Source organism: Actinomadura vinacea (assembly GCF_039532545.1).
GTDB lineage: Bacteria > Actinomycetota > Actinomycetes > Streptosporangiales > Streptosporangiaceae > Spirillospora > Spirillospora vinacea.
Genome location: NZ_BAAARW010000020.1, coordinates 996,620 through 1,017,215, shown reverse-complemented (window position 1 = coordinate 1,017,215; position 20,596 = coordinate 996,620). Strand labels below are relative to the sequence as shown.

General features: G+C 72.7%; 19 protein-coding genes. 11 read left to right on the top strand and 8 right to left on the bottom strand.

What is annotated here, in order from left to right; genetic code table 11:
* Nucleotides 1–32 precede the first annotated feature (32 nt).
* From ABD340_RS29175 to ABD340_RS29165, 3 genes are all read left to right on the top strand, one after another.
* Entirely contained in the window at nt 33–1,214 is a 1,182-nt protein-coding gene (locus ABD340_RS29175; protein WP_344593208.1) for an MFS transporter, read from the top strand.
* Nucleotides 1,215–1,424: 210 nt separating this feature from the next.
* The gene (locus ABD340_RS29170) at nt 1,425–2,327 is read left to right on the top strand and encodes a class II glutamine amidotransferase (protein WP_344593207.1); all 903 of its coding nucleotides are present in this window, start codon (nt 1,425–1,427) and stop codon (nt 2,325–2,327) included.
* A 48-nt stretch (nt 2,328–2,375) separates the two neighbouring features.
* Nucleotides 2,376–2,690, top strand: a complete 315-nt coding sequence (locus tag ABD340_RS29165; RefSeq protein WP_344593206.1) for a hypothetical protein — start codon at nt 2,376–2,378, stop codon at nt 2,688–2,690.
* Nucleotides 2,691–2,819: 129 nt separating this feature from the next.
* On the opposite strand, the gene serC is transcribed toward ABD340_RS29165, so the two are convergent.
* Nucleotides 2,820–3,944, bottom strand: coding sequence for a phosphoserine transaminase (serC, locus tag ABD340_RS29160; protein WP_344593205.1), 1,125 nt, complete (start codon nt 3,942–3,944; stop codon nt 2,820–2,822).
* A 63-nt stretch (nt 3,945–4,007) separates the two neighbouring features.
* Nucleotides 4,008–4,301, bottom strand: coding sequence for a hypothetical protein (locus tag ABD340_RS29155; protein WP_344593203.1), 294 nt, complete (start codon nt 4,299–4,301; stop codon nt 4,008–4,010).
* 81 nt (nt 4,302–4,382) lie between these two features.
* Here ABD340_RS29155 and ABD340_RS29150 point away from each other — a divergent pair, with 81 nt between their 5' ends.
* Nucleotides 4,383–7,181 carry a hypothetical protein gene (locus ABD340_RS29150; RefSeq protein WP_344593201.1) on the top strand — a complete coding sequence of 933 codons (2,799 nt, stop codon included), beginning with the start codon at nt 4,383–4,385 and terminating at the stop codon, nt 7,179–7,181.
* Between the two features lie 97 nt (nt 7,182–7,278).
* Here ABD340_RS29150 and ABD340_RS29145 read toward each other — a convergent pair whose 3' ends face one another.
* Nucleotides 7,279–8,391, bottom strand: a complete 1,113-nt coding sequence (locus ABD340_RS29145; RefSeq protein ID WP_344593199.1) for a citrate synthase 2 — start codon at nt 8,389–8,391, stop codon at nt 7,279–7,281.
* A gap of 181 nt (nt 8,392–8,572) precedes the next feature.
* Here ABD340_RS29145 and pdxH point away from each other — a divergent pair, with 181 nt between their 5' ends.
* Both pdxH and ABD340_RS29135 read left to right on the top strand, forming a co-directional pair.
* Nucleotides 8,573–9,238, top strand: a complete 666-nt coding sequence (gene pdxH / locus ABD340_RS29140; RefSeq protein ID WP_344593197.1) for a pyridoxamine 5'-phosphate oxidase — start codon at nt 8,573–8,575, stop codon at nt 9,236–9,238.
* Nucleotides 9,235–10,554: an MFS transporter gene (locus ABD340_RS29135; RefSeq protein WP_344593196.1), complete on the top strand. Its 1,320-nt coding sequence runs from the start codon at nt 9,235–9,237 to the stop codon at nt 10,552–10,554. Before pdxH ends, ABD340_RS29135 begins: the two co-directional genes overlap by 4 nt.
* On the opposite strand, the gene ABD340_RS29130 is transcribed toward ABD340_RS29135, so the two are convergent.
* Complete coding sequence (locus ABD340_RS29130; protein WP_344593195.1) at nt 10,551–11,267, bottom strand: UdgX family uracil-DNA binding protein; 717 nt, start codon at nt 11,265–11,267, stop codon at nt 10,551–10,553. The genes ABD340_RS29135 and ABD340_RS29130 overlap by 4 nt on opposite strands.
* A gap of 101 nt (nt 11,268–11,368) precedes the next feature.
* Between ABD340_RS29130 and ABD340_RS29125 the strand changes: the two genes are divergently transcribed.
* Both ABD340_RS29125 and ABD340_RS29120 read left to right on the top strand, forming a co-directional pair.
* Nucleotides 11,369–12,070, top strand: a complete 702-nt coding sequence (locus ABD340_RS29125; protein WP_344593193.1) for an iron-dependent transcriptional repressor DtxR — start codon at nt 11,369–11,371, stop codon at nt 12,068–12,070.
* Nucleotides 12,071–12,351: 281 nt separating this feature from the next.
* Nucleotides 12,352–14,631, top strand: a complete 2,280-nt coding sequence (locus ABD340_RS29120; protein WP_344593192.1) for an ATP-binding SpoIIE family protein phosphatase — start codon at nt 12,352–12,354, stop codon at nt 14,629–14,631.
* Nucleotides 14,632–14,691: 60 nt separating this feature from the next.
* Here the strand turns inward: ABD340_RS29120 and ABD340_RS29115 are convergent, their stop codons facing one another.
* The 3 genes from ABD340_RS29115 to ABD340_RS29105 all read right to left on the bottom strand — a co-directional run bounded on the left by ABD340_RS29115 (nt 14,692) and on the right by ABD340_RS29105 (nt 17,135).
* A complete protein-coding gene (locus ABD340_RS29115) occupies nt 14,692–15,687 on the bottom strand; it encodes a zinc-dependent alcohol dehydrogenase family protein (protein WP_344593191.1) in 996 nt (331 codons plus the stop codon).
* 174 nt (nt 15,688–15,861) lie between these two features.
* Entirely contained in the window at nt 15,862–16,773 is a 912-nt protein-coding gene (locus ABD340_RS29110) for a class I SAM-dependent methyltransferase (RefSeq protein WP_344593189.1), read from the bottom strand.
* A gap of 203 nt (nt 16,774–16,976) precedes the next feature.
* Entirely contained in the window at nt 16,977–17,135 is a 159-nt protein-coding gene (locus ABD340_RS29105; RefSeq protein WP_344593188.1) for a hypothetical protein, read from the bottom strand.
* 166 nt (nt 17,136–17,301) lie between these two features.
* On the opposite strand from ABD340_RS29105, the gene ABD340_RS29100 reads away from it, so the two are divergent.
* The 3 genes from ABD340_RS29100 to ABD340_RS29090 all read left to right on the top strand — a co-directional run bounded on the left by ABD340_RS29100 (nt 17,302) and on the right by ABD340_RS29090 (nt 19,820).
* Entirely contained in the window at nt 17,302–17,712 is a 411-nt protein-coding gene (locus ABD340_RS29100; protein ID WP_344593186.1) for a hypothetical protein, read from the top strand.
* 100 nt (nt 17,713–17,812) lie between these two features.
* Nucleotides 17,813–18,958: an acetyl-CoA C-acetyltransferase gene (locus ABD340_RS29095; RefSeq protein ID WP_344593184.1), complete on the top strand. Its 1,146-nt coding sequence runs from the start codon at nt 17,813–17,815 to the stop codon at nt 18,956–18,958.
* A 67-nt stretch (nt 18,959–19,025) separates the two neighbouring features.
* Nucleotides 19,026–19,820 (top strand): enoyl-CoA hydratase/isomerase family protein, encoded by a 795-nt coding sequence (locus ABD340_RS29090; protein ID WP_344593183.1) that lies wholly within the window; start codon nt 19,026–19,028, stop codon nt 19,818–19,820.
* Between the two features lie 3 nt (nt 19,821–19,823).
* Here the strand turns inward: ABD340_RS29090 and ABD340_RS29085 are convergent, their stop codons facing one another.
* On the bottom strand, nt 19,824–20,585 hold the full coding sequence (locus ABD340_RS29085) for an IclR family transcriptional regulator (RefSeq protein ID WP_344593182.1): 762 nt from the start codon (nt 20,583–20,585) through the stop codon (nt 19,824–19,826).
* Nucleotides 20,586–20,596 lie beyond the last annotated feature (11 nt).

Genomic DNA, 20,596 nt, shown 5'->3' with positions numbered 1-20,596 from the left:
TCCCGCGTGCCCCGCCCGATTGCCTGGGAAACATGACATTGGTCGACGAAACCCCAGTACAAGCCCGGCGCGGATGGGCAGGCACGGCGGCGCTCGCCGCCGCGACGTTCACCGTGGTGACGTCCGAGATGCTCCCGGTCGGGCTGCTCACCCCGATGAGCGACTCACTGCGCACCACCGAAGGCATGGCTGGGCTCACCCTCACGATAACCGGCCTGGTCGCGGCCGTCTCCGCGCCGCTGCTCACCGCGCTGCTGCGGGCCTACGACCGCCGAACGGTCCTGTGCGCGCTGATGGGCGTCCTGGCGCTCGGTAACGCCGCAGCCGCCTGGTCGCCCGACTTCGCCGTCATGGTCGCGGCCCGCGTACTGGTGGGCATCGGGATGGGCGGCGTGTGGGCCATAGCGGCGCCCCTCCCGGCCCGCCTCGTCCCGGCCAAGTCGGTAGCGTCCGCGACCTCGCTGGTCTTCAGCGGGATCGCCGTCGCCTCCGTACTGGGCGTCCCGGCCGGCACGTACCTGGGCGCCCTGCTGGGCTGGCGCGCGGCCTTCCTGGTAGCAGCGGCGCTCGCGGTCCTGGTCCTGCTCGCGTTGGCTTTCTTGCTGCCTGTCTCGCCTCCCGAACGGAGCGTCCCCCTGACCGGCGTCTTCCGGCTGCTCGGTGACGCTCCCGTGCGCACCGGCCTGCTGGTCGTGGCCTTCCTCGTCACCGGGCACTTCGCCGCCTACACCTACGTCAGGCCGGTACTGGAGGACGTCTCGGGGGCCGGAGCGGCGACCATCGGCACGCTCCTGCTCGTCTATGGCCTCGCGGGCGTGGCGGGCAACTTCGCCGCGGGCGCCGGTGCCAACCGCTCGCCCCGCCGCACCCTCCAGCTCATCAGCCTCGTCCTCGGCCTGACCGTCCTGGTGATCCCCGCGGCCGCAGGCCCCCTCCTGGCAGCCGCCGTCCTGATGGCCGTGTGGGGCCTGGCGTACGGCGGCGTCTCGGTCGGCACGCAGACCTGGCTGCTTGCCGCCTCCCCTGATGCCCGCGAGGGCGCCTCATCCCTCTTCGTCGCCGCGTTCAACACCGCGATCGCGCTGGGCGCCCTGACCGGCGGCCTGCTGACCGACACGATCGGCATCACCGCACCGATGTGGCTGGGTGGAGCCTTGGCCCTTGGCGCCCTCCTCACCGTCACCGCCGGCCGCGCCCCGTCCGGGCGGCCCTGACCGGCCCAGGAACGCCCGCGCCACCGCCGACAAGGCGCCGACCGCTACGTGCACTGGTCCACCGGCACCGCCCGCCTCCTCCCGCGCCTGCTCAAAGGCCGGATGCTGGCGCTCCGGGCGGCACGTCGGCTGGCAACGGCCGTCGTCGGCGGGTGAGCATGAGTCTTGAACCGGCCTCGGATGAGCTGCATCTCATCCAGCATGTGCGGATTGTTCGGGTTGCTGCGTTCCCCTCGCGCCGGTCGTCCTGAGCGGGCCTCGGACGCCCTGGTGATGCTGGGCATGTTCGCCGAGGAACGCGGCACCGACTCGGCGGGCATCGCGCTTGTCACCGGCCGTCCTGTCGGTGGCGCCGATCTTCCGGACGGCCACACCGGCGACCGCAACTCCGACCTCCGGTACGCCGGAACCCACGTGGTCAAGGGGCGCGGCGCGTTCTCCGCCATCTGGCGCCCCGACCTCCTTGCCGGGCTGGACGCGTCCCCCCTCGTGATCGGCCACACCCGCTGGGCCACCCAGGGCTCGCCGTTCCACCTGGCCAACGCGAGCCCGCTGATCGTGGACGGCGTCGTCGCGACCCACAACGGCGATATCGAGGCCGGCGACCTGCGCGCCCTGTACCCGCTACCGCCCGCGACCGGCACTACGGACAGCGAGCCGATGTTCCAGCTCCTGGCCCGCCGCCGCACCCCTGCCGACATCGCCGCCGCGCTGAGCACCGTGGTCGGCCGCGCCGCCCTGGCCTGGACCGGCCGTGGCCGCCCTGACCGCGTCCACCTGGCGAGGGCCGCCCTGAGCCCGCTCACCATCGCCGTTGATACCGACCAGAACTTCTTCTGGGCGTCCAACCCACGCTGGTTCCGCGAGCTCGAACGACACAGCAGCATCCGCTTCGCCAGAACGGCCATGCTCCGCGAAGGCACCTACATCCAAGTGGGGCTGCGACTCGGCCGCCCTCGCCTGCTGGCCTACAGGACCTTCACGCCCACGGCGAGATCCTGGGACCTGGACGACCGGGTCTGGACGGGCTTCACTCAGGCCGACATGGAGCAGGACAGGGCGAACCTGCTCCATCGAGTCGTCGCCCCACCCCTGCTCCCCACCGCCGCCTAGGCCATACTGCACCGGATGATGTCCGAATCGACCAGGGGGACCGGGCGGATGAGCAGCGTCCTCAAGATCCTCTACCTGACCGTCCACGTGGCCCTGTCCGCGCTGGTCGCCCTCCTGATCTACGGCGGCTTCGTGATGGCCGACTATCGCGACGGCAGCAGCACCACCCCGGGCGGCATCCTTGCAGGGTTCGTGACCTTGCTGGCCTGCGGGATCATGGTCGTGCCGCTGATCGCCGCCGTGGCCACCAAGTGGGTGAGCCGCTGGTGGCTGGTCCCGCACTGGCTCTTGGGCGGAGCCTCCCTGGCCCTGACCGTCTACGCCTGGATGTTCGAGGAGGTCGGCTCCTCCGACCTGAGCTGACCCAGGCCCACCTCAGCCCCGCTAAGGGCGGAGCCCCAACGGGGGTGCGCCCGCCCCGCCCGGGCGTCGCCCTCTGGGGGCGAGGGGCGGGGCCCCATGGGGGTGTGGGGGTGGCCCCCCCAGGTAAACTTAGAGGCGTTCGACCACGTAGTCCACGCAGGTTGTGAGGGCTTCCACGTCTGCCGGGTCGATGGCCGGGAACATGCCTACGCGGAGCTGGTTGCGGCCCAGCTTGCGGTACGGCTCGGTGTCGACGATGCCGTTGGCGCGCAGGATCTTGGCCACTGCGGCGGCGTCGACCTCGTCGGTGAAGTCGATCGTGCCGACGACCTGGGAGCGCTGGGCGGGGTCGGTCACGAACGGGGTGGTGAAGGAGGACTTCTCGGCCCAGGTGTAGAGGCGCTGAGCGGAGTCGGCGGTGCGGGCGGTGGTCCAGGCGAGGCCGCCCTGGGCGTTCATCCACTCGATCTGCTCGGCGAAGAGCAGCAGGGTGGCGACGGCCGGGGTGTTGTAGGTCTGGTCCTTGGCCGAGTTGTCCACGACGGTCTTGAGGTTGAAGAACTCGGGGACGTAGCGGTCGGAGGAGGCGATCTCCTCGATGCGGGCGAGCGCGGCCGGGGAGGCGAGCGCGACCCAGAGGCCGCCGTCGGCGGCGAAGCACTTCTGGGGGGCGAAGTAGTAGACGTCGGTCTGGGCGACGTCGACCGGCAGGCCGCCCGCGCCGGAGGTGGCGTCGACCAGGACGAGGGCCTGGTCGGCGGTGGTGCCGGCGGGCCGCTCGATGGGCATGGCGACGCCGGTGGAGGTCTCGTTGTGGGTGAGGGCGTAGACGTCGACGCCCTCTTCGGCGCGCGGCAGCGGGTGGGTGCCGGGGTCGGACTTGAGGACCGACGGGTCGGCGAGCCAGGGCGCGCCCTGGGTGACCTTGGCGAACTTGCTGGAGAACTCGCCGAACGTCAGGTGCTGCGACTTCTCCCGGACGAGCCCGAACGCGGCGGCGTCCCAGAACGCGGTGGTGCCGCCGTTGCTGAGCAGGACCTGGTGGCCCTCGGGCAGCGAGAACAGCTGGGCGAGGCCCTCGCGGACGCGGCCGACCAGGGACTTCACCGGCTTCTGGCGGTGCGAGGTGCCCAGGTAGGTCGAGCCGCTCTCGGCGAGGGCGGCGAGCTGCTCGGGCCGGACCTTGGACGGGCCGCAGCCGAAGCGGCCGTCGGCGGGCTTGAGGTCGTCGGGAATGACAATGCTCTCGGTCACTCGTACGAGGGTAGTTGACCTGCGCCGGAGTTCGCGGGTCGGGTTCGCATACCGAGACGCGCGTCACCTGCGGCGGCGGAGTGCCCAGGCGGCGAGGGCGGCGAGTCCGGCGAGGCAGAGCGCGGCGATGACGGCGGGCGGGTAGATCCAGGGGTCGTCGCGGCGGCGGGCCTCGAGGGCGGTGGCGATCGAGTCGTAGGCCAGGAACGCCAGGAGGAGCGCGACGGCGGCGAGGGTGATGCGGCCGGAGATCGCGTTGGTGCGGGGCTCTTCGCGGCGTTCCTCGGACGCCCGTGGTGCGCCGACCGAGGGCGCCGGGCCGATGTCGCCTTCGAGGGGCTCGTCGTCATCGGTCATGCATCAATGATGGCAAGGACCTTCCCAAGCGCGCCGGATGCTGGGTTTGATCGAGGTCGTCGAGCGTGGGGGAGGCGGCGCGTGAGTTCGGGACCCGGCGCGGAGCGCTTGGAGGGCGTGCTCAGCCTGTTCGAGCGGATCCGCGAGCGACCGCGGCGGCGGGCCGGTGACCGGCTGCGCCCGCTGCTGATCACTTTCGGGACGGCGGCGGAGACCCGGCAGGTCTCGCACGCCCTGGTGGAGCGCTGCATGGCGGACCCGGGGCCGTACGCGCACATCACCTCCGACGTCCCGGCGTTCACCGATCTGGCGCTGCTGCTGCGGTACGTGAGCCGGGAGCTGTCGGCGCACCGGCCGCGGTTCGAGCCGGGGCTGCGGTTCCCGATGCTGAGCATGGTGCTGTGGTTGCTGGAGCTGCGCCGGATGCGGCTGGAGCAGCGGGGCCGGGACGGGGACCGGCGGTTCACCTCCGACGCCCAGCGCCGCCTGTGGCAGCTGGCGGGGGAGCTGGAGGCGGCCGCCGAGGACAAGGACCGGCGGACGCTGCTGGGCCGCGGGATCCTGCGCCGGCGGCAGATCGTGGTGCCCGCGGAGCGGCCGGGGCAGCAGGGGCGGCTGGCGTCGGCGCTGTCGCATCTGGAGCAGGTCGCGCCGATCGGGGTGGCGCTGGTGGCGCTGATCAGCGCGACCGCCGCGAGCACGCTGGACCTGGCGGCGGCGATGCTGGCGGGCGGGGTGGGGCTGTCGTTCGTCTTCGGGCAGGTGCTGGCGCGCACCCGGGACCGGGCGGGGCGGCGCCGCTACCGCTGGTTCACCTCGTCCGAGCAGACGTACCTGCGCGGCAACCGCTCCAGCGACTTCCTCGGGTTCGCGCTGGACGTGTTCTACCGGGAGGAGGCCGACCCGGGGACGCCGCTGGACGGCGATCTGGAGCGGCTGCTGGTGGCGGCGTTCCTGCAGGATCTGCGGCAGTCGTACCGGCGGACGATCTGGCGGGCCGCGTGGGCGCGGGTGCGGTACCCGGCGGTGGTGATCGACCTGCTGCCCGCGGACCATCCGGGACGGGCCGCGTGCCGCCGTTTCGTCGAGCGGGTGGAGGAGCTGCGCCGGGCCGAGGAGCGGTTCGATCCGCTGGTGGTGGCGGTGGCCACCGGTTCGGCGGAGGAGGCCGCCGAGCTGGCCGGGGCGGTCCGTTCGGCGCCCGCCGAGCAGGTCGTGGTCGATCTGGGCGAGGTGCGCGAGCAGGAGGACGGCCACCGGTTCTGGGCGGCGCACCTGGCCGAGCAGCGGCGGGTGGCGGTGCTGGGCACCCGCCGCGAGTTCCGGGTGGACGTGGGGAGCGGCGACGGTTCGTCCACCGAGCCGGTGTACCGGGGGCGCCGCCGGCCGGTGCTGACGCATCCGGCGCTGCCTTGGGTCATGGCGGCGGCGATCCTGGCCGCGTCCGTGTCGGTCATCTCGTTCCAGGCGGTGCGGTACTGCGCGCCGTTCACGGTGTGGCACGCCCCCAATGGCGAGTGCGTCGGGATCAGTGACGGGGCGTATGTGTTCAACGACCGGCTGGCGGGGGTGGAACGGCGGATCCGGCGGGCCAACGAGCAGGTCGTCGAGTCGCACAAGCCGTATGTGACCCTGGTGTACCTGGGGCCGATGACGACCGACCCGGGCAACCGCAATCCCGAGGCGGACCTGCTGGCGGGCAACCACGGGGAGCTGGTCGGGCTGTCCATCGCGCAGGAGCGGCACAACCGGGCGAGCGGGCAGCCGCTGCTGCGGATCCTGCTGGCCAACACCGGTTCCCGGTTCCGGTACGCGGGCGCGGTAGCGCGGCGGATCAGGGAGCGGGCGGCCGAGGACGGCACGATCGTGGCGGTGGCCGGGTTCGGCCACAGCCGCGTGCAGACCGGGCACGCGATCGACGAGCTGTCCAAGTCCGCCCTGCCGATGATCGGGACGACCAACACCTTCGACGGGACGAGCCAGGCCAGGGGCCGTTTCTCGCCGTACTACTTCCGGTTGGCGCCGCCCAACCGGCGGCTGGCCGAGCACGCCGCGTTCTGGGCGCGCAACGGCCAGGCGGGGGTGCGGGCGCGCAGCGCCGACGTCTTCTACGACACCAGCCCGGGGGACCTTTACAGCAGGAACCTCGCCGAGGACTTCGCGCGGGCGTTCGCCCCGGGGAGGGTGAACATGCGGTCGTACTCGGATCGGAGCCAGGTGCCGGCCCGGGTGCTGGAGGCGTGCTCGAACCCGGCCGACCTGTTCTACTACGCGGGCCGTTCGGACGAGTTCAGGTCGTTCATGAACCGGCTGGCCAACACCGACTGCAAGGGGCGGCGGGTCGTCCTCGCGGGCGACGAGGTGACCAAGTACGTCAGCGACAACGCCGGCGACATCGGCCGTACGGATTCGATCCGGCTCTATTACAGCCCGCTGGCGGCCAAGGAGGCGTGGACGGAGCGGTGGGTGGGCGCGCAGCCGCTCCAGCTGTTCTACAGCGCGTTCGATCCGGTGGTGGAGGAGCTGGTGGGGGCGGGCGCGTCGGCGAACGTGCGGCCGTCCCGCACCCATGCCGCGCTGGGGTATGACGCGGCCCGCACGGTGATCAGCGCGGCCGAGCGGATCTACGGCGACCAGAACCGGACGCTGCCGACGGCGGCGGCGATCCTTTCCGAGCTGACCGAGCCGGGCGAGGGCGCGCTGCCGCAGGGCGCCACCGGGCTGCTGCGGTTCGGGCCGCGCGCGGAGGGCCATCAGATCCGGGCCAAGCCGGTGCTGCTGACGACGGTCGGGACGGACGGCCGGCTGCGGGCGGTGGCGGTCTGCGGGGAACTGGTCCGCGGCGGCCGGGGCACGCCGGGCGCCTGCCCGCCCGGCTGATCGAACGTGCAGGCCCCTGGAAAGTTCCAGGGGCCTGCAGCGCGTGTTCTTGTCTAGGTTCGAGGGCGGGCGGGAGGAAGTAGGAAGGCTGTTCGGGTCAGCCCGCGTTGCGCTTGAGGGCCTCCGCCGCTCCCGTGACGTCGTCGATGTTCCGGGTGCCGGGGCCGACGTACTTGGCGCTGGGCCGGACGAGCCGTCCGGTGCGCTTCTGCTCCAGGATGTGCGCGGCCCAGCCGGCGGTGCGGCCGCAGGTGAACATGGCGGGCATCATCGCGGTCGGGACCTCGGCGAAGTCCAGGATGACCGCGGCCCAGAACTCCACGTTGGTCTCGATCGGACGGTCCGGGCGGCGCTGCCGCAACTCGGCCAGCGCCGCGTCCTCCAGGGCCTTGGCGGCCTCGAAGCGGGGGGCGCCCAGTTCCTTGGCGGTGCGGCGCAGCACCCGGGCGCGCGGGTCCTCGGCCCGGTAGACGCGGTGGCCGAAGCCCATCAGCCGGTCACCGGAGTCGAGGATGCCGGCGACGACCTTGTGGGCGTCGCCGAGCTGCTCGACCCGCTCGATCATCGGCAGCACCCGGGCGGGGGCGCCGCCGTGCAGCGGCCCGGACATGGCGCCGATCGCGCCGGAGATGCTGGCCGCCACGTCGGCGCCGGTGGAGGCGATGACGCGGGCGGTGAAGGTGGAGGCGTTGAGCCCGTGCTCGGCGGCGGACACCCAGTAGGCGTCGATGGCCCGGACGTGCTTGGGGTCGGGGTCGCCGCGCCAGCGGATCATGAACCGCTCGGTGATGGTGGTGCCCTCGTCGATGTGGTGCTGCGGCACCATGGGCTGGGAGACGCCGCGGGCCGACTGGGCCACGAACGACAGCGCGGTGACCGAGGTGCGGGCCAGGTCGGCGCGGGCCTCGTCGTCGGTGATGTCGAGCAGCGGGCGCATGCCGTAGGCCGGGGCCAGGATCGGCAGCGCGCTCTGCACGTCCACCCGGACGTCGCCGGAGGTGACCGGCAGCACGTGCGGCTCCGCCGGGGCCAGGCCCGGGTCGAAGCTATTGTCGACGAGCAGTCCCCAGGCGTCGCCGAAGGAGACGCGGCCGACAAGGTCCTCGATGTCGACGCCGCGATAGCGGAGGGCGCCGCCCTCCTTGTCGGGCTCGGCGATCTCGGTCTCGAAGGCTACGACCCCCTCGAGGCCGGGTTTGAAATCGGACATGTGTCCTGCCTTTCGTCTCCCAGAGTGATAAGGCGGTGCCGTGCCATTGAACCTTGTCCGGTTCTACTGATGAGTACCCAGGTCCCTATGAGATGCACAAGCGCAGGTGAGAGGGGCGTACGCGGTGGAAAAACCGACACCGGATCCGGCCGGTCTCCGTAAAACCTACGAGGGCGGGGAGTTGGCGGAGACAACTCTTCCGGCCGACCCCCTCGACCTGTTCGCCGCCTGGTTCGCCGACGCGGCGGGTCTGGCGGCGCTGCCGGAGCCCAACGCGATGGTGCTCGCGACGGCGTCCGCGGAAGCTTCCCCCAGTATTCGGACAGTTCTCCTCAAGGGTTACGGACAGGACGGGTTTCGCTTCTTCACCAATCTGACCTCCCGCAAGGCCCGGGACCTCGCGGCGAACCCGAGGGCGGCGCTGGTGTTCCCGTGGCATTCGATGCACCGCCAGGTGATCGTCGACGGGCCGGTGGCCGAGCTGCCCCGGGAGGAGGTCGCCGCCTACTTCCGGACCCGCCCGTACGGGTCGCGGCTGGGCGCGTGGGCCAGCGAGCACCAGTCGGCGGTGATCGAGGGGCGCGAGGGACTGGAGCGGCGGTGGGCCGAGCTGGCCCGGCGCTGGCCCGATCCGGCCACGCGGCCCGACGCGCCGCAGGCCGGCGAGGAGGGCGACGACACCGTCCCGCTGCCGGACTTCTGGGGCGGGTTCCGCCTGGTGCCCGAGTCGATCGAGTTCTGGCAGGGCCGTCCCAACCGGCTGCACGACAGGCTCCGCTACCGGTGCGTGCCCCCGGGCACCCCTGGACGCGACGCGGTATGGAGGGTCGAGAGACTTTCTCCGTGAAAGCCGCAATTCGTCAGTGGGTCCGAGGTATCGCCATCGACGTCCGGCCCCTGCGCTCGCTGCCGTTCCGGCGGCTGTGGCTGGGCCAGGGCGTGTCGTTCGTGGGGTTCCAGGTCACCGCCGTGGCCGTGCCCGTCCAGGTGTACGACATGACCGGGTCGTCGCTCTGGGTGGGCGCGCTGGGCGTGGCCAACCTCGTCCCGCTGATCGTCTTCGGGCTGTGGGGCGGCTCGATGGCCGACCACATGGACCGGCGCGGGCTGCTGCTCATCTCCTCCGCCGTGACCTGGGTCGCGACGCTGCTGCTCCTGCTCCAGGCGCTGCTCGGGGTGGACAGCGTGGCGCTGATCATGGCATTGGTGGCGGTCCAGGCGTCGGGGTTCGCGGTGGCCTCGCCGACCCGCAGCGCGATCATCCCGCGGCTGCTGGACCGTTCCCTGGTCCCGGCGGCGAACACGCTGGCCTTCACCGCCGGCACCGTCGGGATGCTGGCCGGACCCATGTTCGCCGGGGTCATCCTGGCCCGCTGGAACTACTCGGCCGCGTACGCGCTGGACGCCGCGCTGTTCACGGCGGGCCTGTACGCGGCGCTGCGGCTGCCGCCGATCCCGCCGCTGGGCGAGGTCGCCGGCTCGCCCGGCCTGCGCTCGGTGATCGAGGGCCTGCGCTACCTGGCCACCCAGCCGGTGCTGATGATGTCGTTCGTCGTGGACATCATCGCGATGGGCGTGGCGATGCCGCGGGCGCTGTTCCCCGAGGTGGCGGAGACCCGGTTCGGCGGGGGCGAGGCGATCGGGTGGCTGAGCGCGGCCATCGCGTTCGGGGCCTTCGGGGGCGGGCTGGTCTCCGGCTGGATCGGCCGGGTGCACCGGCAGGGGATCGCGCTGGTCGCCGCGGTCGTGGTCTGGGGACTGGCCGTGGCGGCGGCCGGGCTGGCACGCGACCTGTGGCTGGTGGTGCTGCTCCTGGCGGCCGGCGGCGCGGCCGACCTGGTGACGTCGGTGTTCCGGCAGACGATGCTCCAGACGTACGCGCCGGACGAGTTGCGCGGACGGCTCCAGGGCGTCTTCATCGTCGTCGTCGCCGGCGGCCCGCGGCTGGGCGACGTGCGGGCCGGGGCCACCGCGGCCCTTGCGGGCGCGACCGCGTCCTGGGTGGGCGGGGGGCTGGCCTGCGCGGTGCTTGTGGTGGTCGCGGGACTGTGCGTCCCGGCCCTCCTCCGGTACGACACCCGGACGTCCACCATGAACGTCCCCGAGAAGCGGGAACCGTCCCCGGAGGCGCCCGCCGACCGGTGCTCCAAGCGACACGACTAGACGAGAGCGATGGCGGCCACCCTTAGGTCTTCGACCAGCCCTGCGAACGTCGCCTCGCGGTCGTCGGCGCGCAGCACCGCCGACGGGTGGATCGTCGCGAGCAATCGGACGCCGGTGTCCTCTCCTCGGCCGCGGGCGGTCTCGTCGGCGACCCTGGCCGCGGACGGGGTGCCGATGAGGTCGAGATCGGGCAGGGGGAGCAGTTCGCCGCGCTGCTTGGTCACCCGGAACGAGGACCCCAGCAGCGCCTTCCCGGCCGTCGCGCCCAGCGCCACGACCACGTCCGGCTCCAGGACGCGCAGCTCGGCCAGCAGCCACGGCCGGCAGGCCCGCATCTCGCCGATGTTCGGCGTCTCGTGGATCCGGCGCTTCCCGCCGCCCTCGGGCCGCCTGAACTTGAAGTGCTTGACGGCGTTGGTGACGTACACGTCCCCGCGCTCGATCCCGGCCTCCGCCAAGGCCTCGTCGAGCACGCGTCCGGCCGGGCCCACGAACGGCTCGCCCCGGCGGTCCTCCTGATCTCCGGGCTGCTCGCCCACCAGGACGGCCCTGGCGTGCTCGGATCCGGAACCGAAGACGGTCTGCGTGGCGTCCTTATAAAGGGGACAGCCCTGGCAGCCCGCCGAGGCGCGGCGCAGCGCGTCCAGATCCTCCCGTGACTCCGGGTCGTCGGGCAGGTACGGGGTGGCGTCGGCGGAAGAACTCGCGGTCATCGTGCGTTGGTCCGTACCCGCACACCCGGGGATATGCGCGCTTGGCCTCCCTGAACACGGCGGGCGAAGTAGACTCGAGTTTCACAAGACTGGAGGGAGCTGTGACCTCACACGGCCTGATCGATACCACGGAGATGTATCTCCGGACGGTCTTCGAGCTCGAAGAAGAGGGGATCATTCCTCTCCGCGCGCGCATCGCCGAGCGGCTCTCGCAGAGCGGCCCGACGGTGAGCCAGACGGTGGCGCGGATGGAGCGCGACGGGCTGCTGCGGGTCGAGGGCGATCGCCACCTGGAGCTCACCGACAGCGGACGCGGGCTGGCCACCCGCGTGATGCGCAAGCACCGCCTGGCCGAATGCCTGCTGGTCAACGTGATCGGCCTGCCCTGGGAGGACGTCCACATCGAGGCCTGCCGGTGGGAGCACGTGATGTCGGAGGAGGTCGAGCGGCGCCTGGTCGCCCTGCTCGACAACCCCACCACCTGCCCGCACGGCAACCCCATCCCCGGCCTGGACGAGCTCGGCGGCCACGGGGAGGAGGCCGCGCCCGGCCCCCTGTCGGTGATGACCGCGGTCGCCTCCGAGTCCGGCGCCCCCGCGGTGATCCGGCGGATCAGCGAGCAGGTGCAGAGCGACAGCGACCTGATGCTTAGACTCAAGCAGATGGGGATCCAGCCCGGGCGGGAGGTGACCCTCCGGGAGAGCGACGACGGTGTGCGGGTGACGTGTGACGACGAGGGCGGCAGTCCGGCGACCGACCTCCCGAAGGACATCGCCGAGCACGTGTTCGTCAGCAGGCGATGAGCCCGGCGCGACCCGGCGGGGGCACCGCCGGCCCCCCGGCGATGGACCGCTCTATACCGAAGATCTCCATACCGTCGTGCCGATCTCGCGTATCCCCGCGGCGACTTCGTCGTTCAATACCGAAGAGGCACGCGCGGCGTTCGCGGTGCGACGCCCGGTGAGCGCGCTCCCGGGGTCGCGTGCGGCGCCGCCTGCCACGGCGGCGGCAACGGCAAGGGCAATGACGGCGGGAACGGCATCGGGAGCCGGACGGCAGTGGCTTCGGTAAGCAGGGTGAGCACATGAAGCGTTGGGGGGAGTCGCCGTTCGACGCACACCTGCCGCCCGAGACCGTGCTGAACCAGATGGAGATGGCGGTCATCGTCTGTGACCGGTTCAGCAACGTCATCTACGGCAACGCCTTCGCGCGGCAGTTGTTCGGCTTCGGCGGCGAGGACGTCATCGGGCAGTCGGTGCTGTCGCTGGGCATCGCCGAGGAGGACCACGAGCAGGCCACCGAGCTGGCCCGGCACGTCCTCAAGGGCAACGTGTGGGAAGGCACGTTCTGCAACCTGCGGGCCGACGGCACCACCGTCTACACGCGCGCGCACGCCGTGCCGCTGCGCCACCCGTCCGGCGCCGTCGACGGGATCGTGATCTTCGCCCGGGAGGCGCTGCGCAGCAACCAGCGCGAGCAGGACCGCTACGGCCTGCTGGAGCGCATCGGCGAGCGGCTGAGCGGCTCGCTGGAGCTGGAGACCACGCTGCGCCGGGTGGCCGACACGCTGGTGCCGCAGTTCGCCGACCACTGCTTCATCGACCTGTACAGCGGCGACCGGCTCTACCGCCGGGTCTCCCGGCACGCCGGCTCCTGGGAGCCGCCGCCCGGCACCTGGGCCGAGGTGGGCGAGCCGGTGTCCTACCCGCCCGGCCACTTCAGCGCCAAGGCGATGACCCGGCGCGACGCCGTCCTGGTCGAGGACATGGTGCAGCACCGCTTCTCCGCGCCCAGCGAGTCCAGCAAGCGGCTGGGCGACGAGATGGGCGTCACCTCAGTGATCTCCGCGCCGCTGCTGGTGCGCGGCGAGCTGCTGGGCGTGATGAGCCTGGCCCTGTCCAACCTCAGCCGCCGTCCCGACCCGCACTACGACGGCTTCGACCGCGACCTGCTGGGCGCGATCGCGTCCCGGGTCGCGCTGGCCGTCGACAACGCGCTGCTGTTCGAGGAGGAGCGGGAGACCGCGCTGGCCTTCCAGAAGCACCTGCTGCCCGGCGAGCGGCCGCCCCGGCTGGACGGCCTGCAGATCGCCTGGCGGTACGAGCCGGCCCGCCCGCTGGAGTCGCACGGGCACGGCATCCAGACCCAGGTCGGCGGCGACTGGTACGACGTGATCCCGCTGTCGGCGGGCCGGGTCGGCCTGGTGATCGGCGACGTGGAGGGCCGCGGGGCGCGCGCCGCCGCGGTGATGGGCCAGCTGCGCGCCGCGCTGCGCGCCTTCGCCCAGGACGACAAGCCGCCCGCCGAGATCCTGCGCAAGCTGGACGAGTGGGTGCGCACGATGACCCGCCCGGAGCGGATGAGCTCGGGCTGGAACAGCGACGACCTGGTCCGCCCCCCACTGGTGTCGTGCACCTACTTCGTGTACGACGCGTGGTCGCGGGTGCTGGAGTTCGCCAACGCCGGGCACGATCCGCCGCTGCTGATCGTCGACGGCGAGGTCAGCGAGCTGCCGTTCGAGAGCGAGGGCGCCATGCTGGGCGTCCGCGCGCCGGGCATGGGCGGGGAGATCTTCTTCACCGAGGAGACCGCCGAGCTGAAGCCGGGCGCCACGCTGGTGCTCTACACCGACGGCCTGGTCGACCGGCGGCCCCGGGAGGACGGCGACTACCACACCCGGGAGGAGTCCCGGGAGGCCGTGCGCGCGGCGATCGCCGAGGTGGCCGGCGGCGACGTGGAGGCCATCGCCAGGGCCGCGTACGAGGCGGTGCCGGGCGAGATCAACGACGATGTGGCGATCGTGGTGATCCGTACCGCGGGCGAGGAGCTGGCGGTCGAGGAGCGCACCTTCCCGGCCGAGCCGATCATGGTGTCGGAGGCGCGCCGGATGGCGGCCGACGCGTTCGCCGCGTGGGGGATGCTCGACGAGCAGGCCGAGCTGGCCTGCCTGCTGGTGTCCGAGGTGGTCACCAACGTGGTGCTGCACGCCACCGCGACCCCGCAGCCGCGCCGCGAGCTGGTACTGGACGGCCCGCCGCTGGTGCGGTTCAACACGGGCGATTTCGACACGGGCGACTTCCCGTCCGAACCGGGCTTCGACGAGGACGACTGGAACCTGGGCGCCGACCTGGGCCGGCGGGAGCCGCCGACCAAGGAGTTCCGGCTGCGGCTGCGGCACGGCGCGGACGCGATCTGGGTCGAGGTGTTCGACTCCGACATGCGGCTGCCGCGGATCCGCAGCGCGGGCGAGACCGACGAGGGCGGCCGCGGGCTGTACCTGGTCGACCAGCTCGCCACCCGGTGGGGGGCGCGGCCGACGCCGAACGGCAAGGCCGTCTGGTTCGAGCTTCCCGACGCCCCGTGACGCCGACCCCGTAGAACGTCCCGGTACGTCCAGGAACGCTCTGAAACGCCGTGAAACGGCTCAGGGGACGAGGACGGCCGCCCCGGTGAAGGCGCCGGCGGCCAGGTCCTCCAGGGCCCGGTCGGCGTTGTCCAGGGCGTACCGGTGGGTCGTGACCTTCACCGGGAGCCGGGACGCCAGCCGCAGGAACTCCTCGCCGTCCGCGCGGGTGTTGGCCGTGACCGAGCGGACCTGCCGCTCCTGGAAGAGGTGGCGCTCGTAGTCGAGCATCGGGATGTCGGTGACGTGGATCCCGGCGATGGCGAGGGTGCCGCCCCGGTCGAGGCGGCGCAGCGCGGCCGGGACCAGTTCGCCGGCCGGCGCGAAGACGATCGCCGAGTCCAGCGGCCGCGGCGGCGCCTCGTAGGAGTCGCCCGCCCAGGCCGCGCCCAGCTCCAGGGCCAGTTCGCGGGCCGCCCGGCCGCGGGTGAGGACGTACACCTCGGCGCCCTCGGCCAGCGCGATCTGCGCGGCCAGGTGGGCCGAGCCGCCGAACCCCCACAGGCCCAGGCGCCCGCCCGGCGGCAGTTCGGCGCGGCGCAGCGCCCGGTAGCCGATGATCCCCGCGCACAGCAGCGGCGCGGCGGTCACATCGTCGAGCCCGGCGGGCAGCGGGTAGGCGAAGGCGTCCACGGCCAGGGTGTACTCGGCGTACCCGCCGTGCGCGTCCCAGCCGGTGTAGACGGAGGCGGGGCAGAGGTTCTCCGCGCCGCGGCGGCAGAACCGGCACGCGCCGCAGGTGCCGCGCAGCCAGGCGACGCCGACCCGGTCGCCCGGTTTGCGGAGGCAGCCCGGCCCGGTCGCGACGACCTCGCCGACGATCTCGTGCCCGGGGGTCACGTCCGGCAGGTGGACGGGCAGATCGCCCTCGGCCACGTGCAGGTCGGTGCGGCAGACGCCGCAGGCGAGCACCCGGACCAGCAGCTCACCGGGCCCCGGCTCGGGCCTGTCGCGCTCAACGCGCCGCAGCGGCGCGTCCTGGATCGGTCCCGGCTTCCCCACCGCCCAAGCCCGCATGCCCTAACGGTACGCGGTATTTATGCAATCCCGGCCCAGGGCGCTCGCCTGGCGGCTCGCACCCTGACCGTGCTTGGACGAGTGCGACATCGCTTCGCGATCTGCCCGGTGAGGGCATCGCCCCACCGGCCAGGTAGCGCACTCGCGCGGTGCCTGAGGCCACCTTGAGAGGTGTTAGATAGGTTCGGCCGCGACATGCGCCCAGGACTGGGTGAACCACAACTCGCCGCCGATCAGGCGGGGTTTGGCGCCGGTCCGGGGGCCGCCGTCGATCTCGTCGAGCAGCGCGGCGCGGATCCGGTCGGCGGCGCGCGGGTCGCGGGCGCCGGCCAGCCAGGGCTCCAGGGGACGCTCCACGGTGAAGACGTCCAGCCGCCGGATGCTGGCGCCCGCGGAGGTGATCAGCTCGGTGATCGCGGCGATGGACGGGGTGCCGGGATGGTCGGGGTCGCGCAGCCGTTCGATCCGGTCGCGGTCCGGCTGGGCCAGGTTGCCGCGCACCAGATCGGCGATGATCAGCCGTCCGCCGGGGCGGCACACCCGCAGCAGCTCGCGCAGCACGCGCTGCGGGTCGCCGAGGGTGAACAGCGCGAACCGGGTGGTGACGAGGCTGAAGCTGCCGTCGCGGTAGGGCAGCGCGGTGGCGTCGGCGCGCACCCGGACCGGGTCGGGCGTGCCGCGATGGTGCGCCGCGATCTCCTCGAGCGAAGGGCGGGGCAGGTCGCCGTCGTGCGCGGTGACGGCGCTTCCCCGCCGGGCGGCGTGCCCGTCGGCGCCGCCGCTGTGGTCGTGCCCGCGCGCGGGGGGCCCGTGTGGCTCCAGTTCCCCTGCGATCCGCACCGGGCCGGTGCCGAACATCACCGTCGACATCCGCCCGCCGCCGCGTCCGACGGATCGGCGCGGCAGCGCGTCGACCGCCGTGACATGGCGGACCTGGGGGCCGAGCGCCGCGGGCATCGGCCCCGCCCCGCGGGCGACGTCCAGGCACACGTCGTCGCCGGCGGGTTCGGTGAACTCCAGCAGGCGCCGGAGATGCGGGGCGATCGGGGCGCCGGGCTCCTGGGTGATCGTGGCCGGATGCGGCACGTCTGCTCTCCCTCGGCTCCGGGTGGCTTCGTGGTGACGGGGTACGGAACGCTCACGCCGCCGGAGCGCGAGCCGGCGGCGTGAGCCGGGGTCGAAGCCGGTCTCGAGGGATAAGACTCCCGGGCCGGGGCGTTTGTTCGCCTTGTCGGGAGAAGTTTGCCCGCCCCGGGGGGAGAAAGCCTCCGACAAAACGGTCGCCGCCACTAGTTCATGCTCTGGCCCCAGAAGAGCAGCACCACCAGCACGAACACGATCATCACGCTGGCCCGCGCGGGCACCGGCAGGCGCATCCGCGCCGCCGCCCAGCGGACGCAGAACGAGCCCAGCAGCGTGACGACGATGAGGGCGAGGATCCCTTCCATGGCCACCTTCGTTCGAGCGTTCGGGGGGTCCTGGGGTGGGGGCGGGGCACGGGCTTTCGCTATGAAGCCTAGACGGCCGCGCCCGCGAGCACGGGTTCCCGGCCGGAAGTAAGGAGGGAGTTACCCGCCGGTCGAGTTCCGTTCGGTACGGGGATAGCCTCACCCCGTGGCAGATGCGAAGGAAGACCAGGACCAGAAACGCGACCGCGTGGACGATCTCATGCTGCACCTGGCCCGGGGCCGGGTGGCGCTGGGCGCCGTGGCGCTCGCCGCCCCCGGCCTCACCGCGCGCCTGACGGGCATGGGCGGCGGCAAGGACGGTGCCGCGAGCCGCGACCTCGTCACCCGGATGTTCGCCGCCCGGGAGATCGCGCTCGGCGCCGCCTACCTGATCGGCACGGACTCCGACCGCAGGCTGCTGGCGCGCCTCGGCCTGATGGTCGACTCCCTGGACACGCTGAGCGGCACGCGTTCCCGCAAGGGCCTGCCACTGCCGATCACCGCGGCGGCGGTCGTCGGCGCGGGCGGCTGCGCCGCGCTGGGCGCCGCCAAGGTGGCCAAGGACCTCATCCGCTAGCCCGCGTCCTGGTGCCGGACCCCGTGCGATGTAATCTCATACCGACTGACCGAATCTGACTCGGTTTCGGGACGGAACCCAACCCCACATTGGAGGCGCAGTGGCCGAGGCGTACATCGTCGGCGCGGTCCGTACCCCCGTCGGCACCAAGAAGGGTGCTCTCAAGGACGTCCACCCCGCCGACCTCGGGGCGCATGTGTTGAAGGAACTGGTCGACCGCACCGGGGTGGACCCGTCCGCGGTCGAGGACGTCGTCATGGGCTGCGTCATGCAGGTCGGCCCGCAGGCGCTCGACATCGCCCGCACGGCGTGGCTGTCGGCGGGGCTGCCCGAGGGCGTGCCGGGCGTGACCATCGACCGCCAGTGCGGGTCCTCCCAGCAGGCCATCCACTTCGCCGCCCAGGGCGTGCTGTCGGGCACCCAGGACCTGGTCGTGGCGGCCGGCGTCGAGCAGATGGCGATGGTGCCGATGGGCTCGTCGGTCGCCATGGCGCTGGAGAAGGGCATGCCGTTCCCGTACGGCGAGGGCTGGGCCGAGCGCTACGGGAAGCAGGAGATCTCGCAGTTCCGCGGCGCCCAGCTAATGGCCGAGAAGTGGGGCTTCTCGCGCACCGAGCTGGAGGAGTACGCGCTGGAGAGCCACCAGCGCGCGAGCAAGGCCATCGAGGCGGGCTACTTCGACCGGGAGATCGCCCCGATCGCCGGGCTGGCCAAGGACGAGGGCGCCCGCCCCGACACCACCATGGAGAAGATGGCCGGGCTCAAGCCGCTGCGCGAGGGCTGGGCGCTGACCGCCGCGGTGGCCTCGCAGATCTCGGTCGGGTCCTCGGCGCTGCTGCTCGCCTCCGAGGAGGCCGTCCGGCGGTACGACCTGACCCCGCGGGCGCGGATCCACACCCTGGCGCTCACCGGCTCGGACCCGGTCTACATGCTGACCGGCCCGATCCCCGCCACCGAGAAGGCGCTGGCCAAGAGCGGGCTGAAGATCGACGAGATCGACGTCTTCGAGGTGAACGAGGCGTTCGCCCCGGTGCCGATGGCCTGGGCCAAGGACACCGGCGCCTCGCTGGAGAAGACCAACCCCAACGGCGGCGCGATCGCGCTGGGCCACCCGCTGGGCGCCACCGGCGGCGTGCTGATGGCCAAGCTGCTGCACGAGCTGGAGCGCACCGGCGGCCGCTACGGCCTGCAGACGATGTGCGAGGGCGGCGGCCAGGCCAACGCCACCATCATCGAGCGGGTCTGACCCGCGCACGGACCCGGCCGGGCGGGGCTCATCCGGGCCCCGCCCGCCGGCGTCCGCTAGGAGGGGCATGTTCGAGACGGTCCTGTACGAGGTGGCCGAGGGCGTCGCGCGGATCACGCTGAACCGGCCGGAGGCGCGCAACGCGCTCAGCGATCAGATGGTCGACGAGCTGCTCGAGGCGTTCGGGCGGGCGCGGGCGGACGACGCGGTACGGGTGATCGTGCTGACCGGCGCCGGAGACCGGGCCTTCTGCGCCGGGGCCGACCTGGGCGGGCTGGGCCAGGCCCAGCGGGAAGGCCGGTCGGTGGCCGACCCGGACGCCGTCCGGGCGAGCGCCCCGTACCGGTTGTTCACCGCGTTCCCCGGGCTCGGCAAGCCGATCATCGCGCGGCTGGCCGGGCACGCGGTCGCGGGCGGGCTCGGGCTGGCGGCGGCCTGCGACCTGGTGATCGCCGCCGACGATGTGAAGCTGGGCACGCCCGAGGTGAACGTGGGCCTCTGGCCGATGATGATCATGGCGATCGTGAACCGCAACGTGCCGCCCAAGCACGCGTTCAAGCTGTACTACACCGGGCAGCGGATCAGCGCCGCCGAGGGCCGGGAGATCGGGCTGGTCACCGAGGTCGTCCCGCGCGCCGAGCTGGACGCCCGGGTGGACGGGCTCGCCCGCGTCATCGCCGCCAAGAGCCCGCTCGGCCTGCGCAAGGGCCGCGAGGCGTTCTTCGCGATCGAGGGCCGTCCGCTGGAGGACCAGGTGGCGCACCTGCTGGGCGAGCTGGTGGAGCTGGCCGGGTCCGCGGACGCCAAGGAGGGCATCAGCGCGTTCCTGGAGGGCCGCGAGCCGAACTTCCAGGGCCGCTGACCCTCAGGCCGTGGTGAGGCTGAGGGTGCGCTGGATGCGGGCGGCGGTGGCCTGGATGCGGTGCACCGACGCCTCCATCTTCGGCAGCTTGCTCGCGCGGCACGAGATGGCCAGCGCGCCCACGACGCTGCCGGTGGCGTCGGTGACGGGGACGGCGGCGCACCCGGTGCCGAGGGCGTACTCCTCCTGGTCGAAGGAGACCTCGGCCGGGGAGGCCAGGAGCCGCATCAGCCGCCGCGGCTCGGTGATCGTGTGCGGGGTGAGGTCCACCAGCGGGTGCCGCGCGAGGTAGTCGCGGCGGCGGTCCTCGCTGAGCTGGCCCAGCAGGCACTTGCCGATGGCGGTGGCGTGCGCCGCCTCGTCGAAGCCGACCCACAGGTCGACCCGGGGCGCGCGGGGGCCGTCGGCGATGTCGATGATGCTGATCTCGTCGTCGACGTGCATGGCGAAGTAGGACGCGGCGCCCAGCTCGTCGCGCAGCGCGATCAGCGCGGGCCGGATCCGGGCCAGGACCTGCTGGGTCTTGCTCTGGTCGTGCAGCGTCTCCACCCGGTCGCCGAGCACCCAGACGCCGTCCGAGAGGCGCGTCGCGTAGCCTTCGTGCGCCAGGGTGCGCAGCAGGTGGTATGCGGTGGCCAAGGGCAGGCCCGCCTCGCGCGCGAGTTGCTTGGCCGGGGCTCCGTTGGGATGGGACGCCACCGCTTCCATGAGTCGCAGCGCGCGCTGTACCGAGGCGATGAGAGTTGGTCTCCGTGTCTCATCCATCACGCACAGCG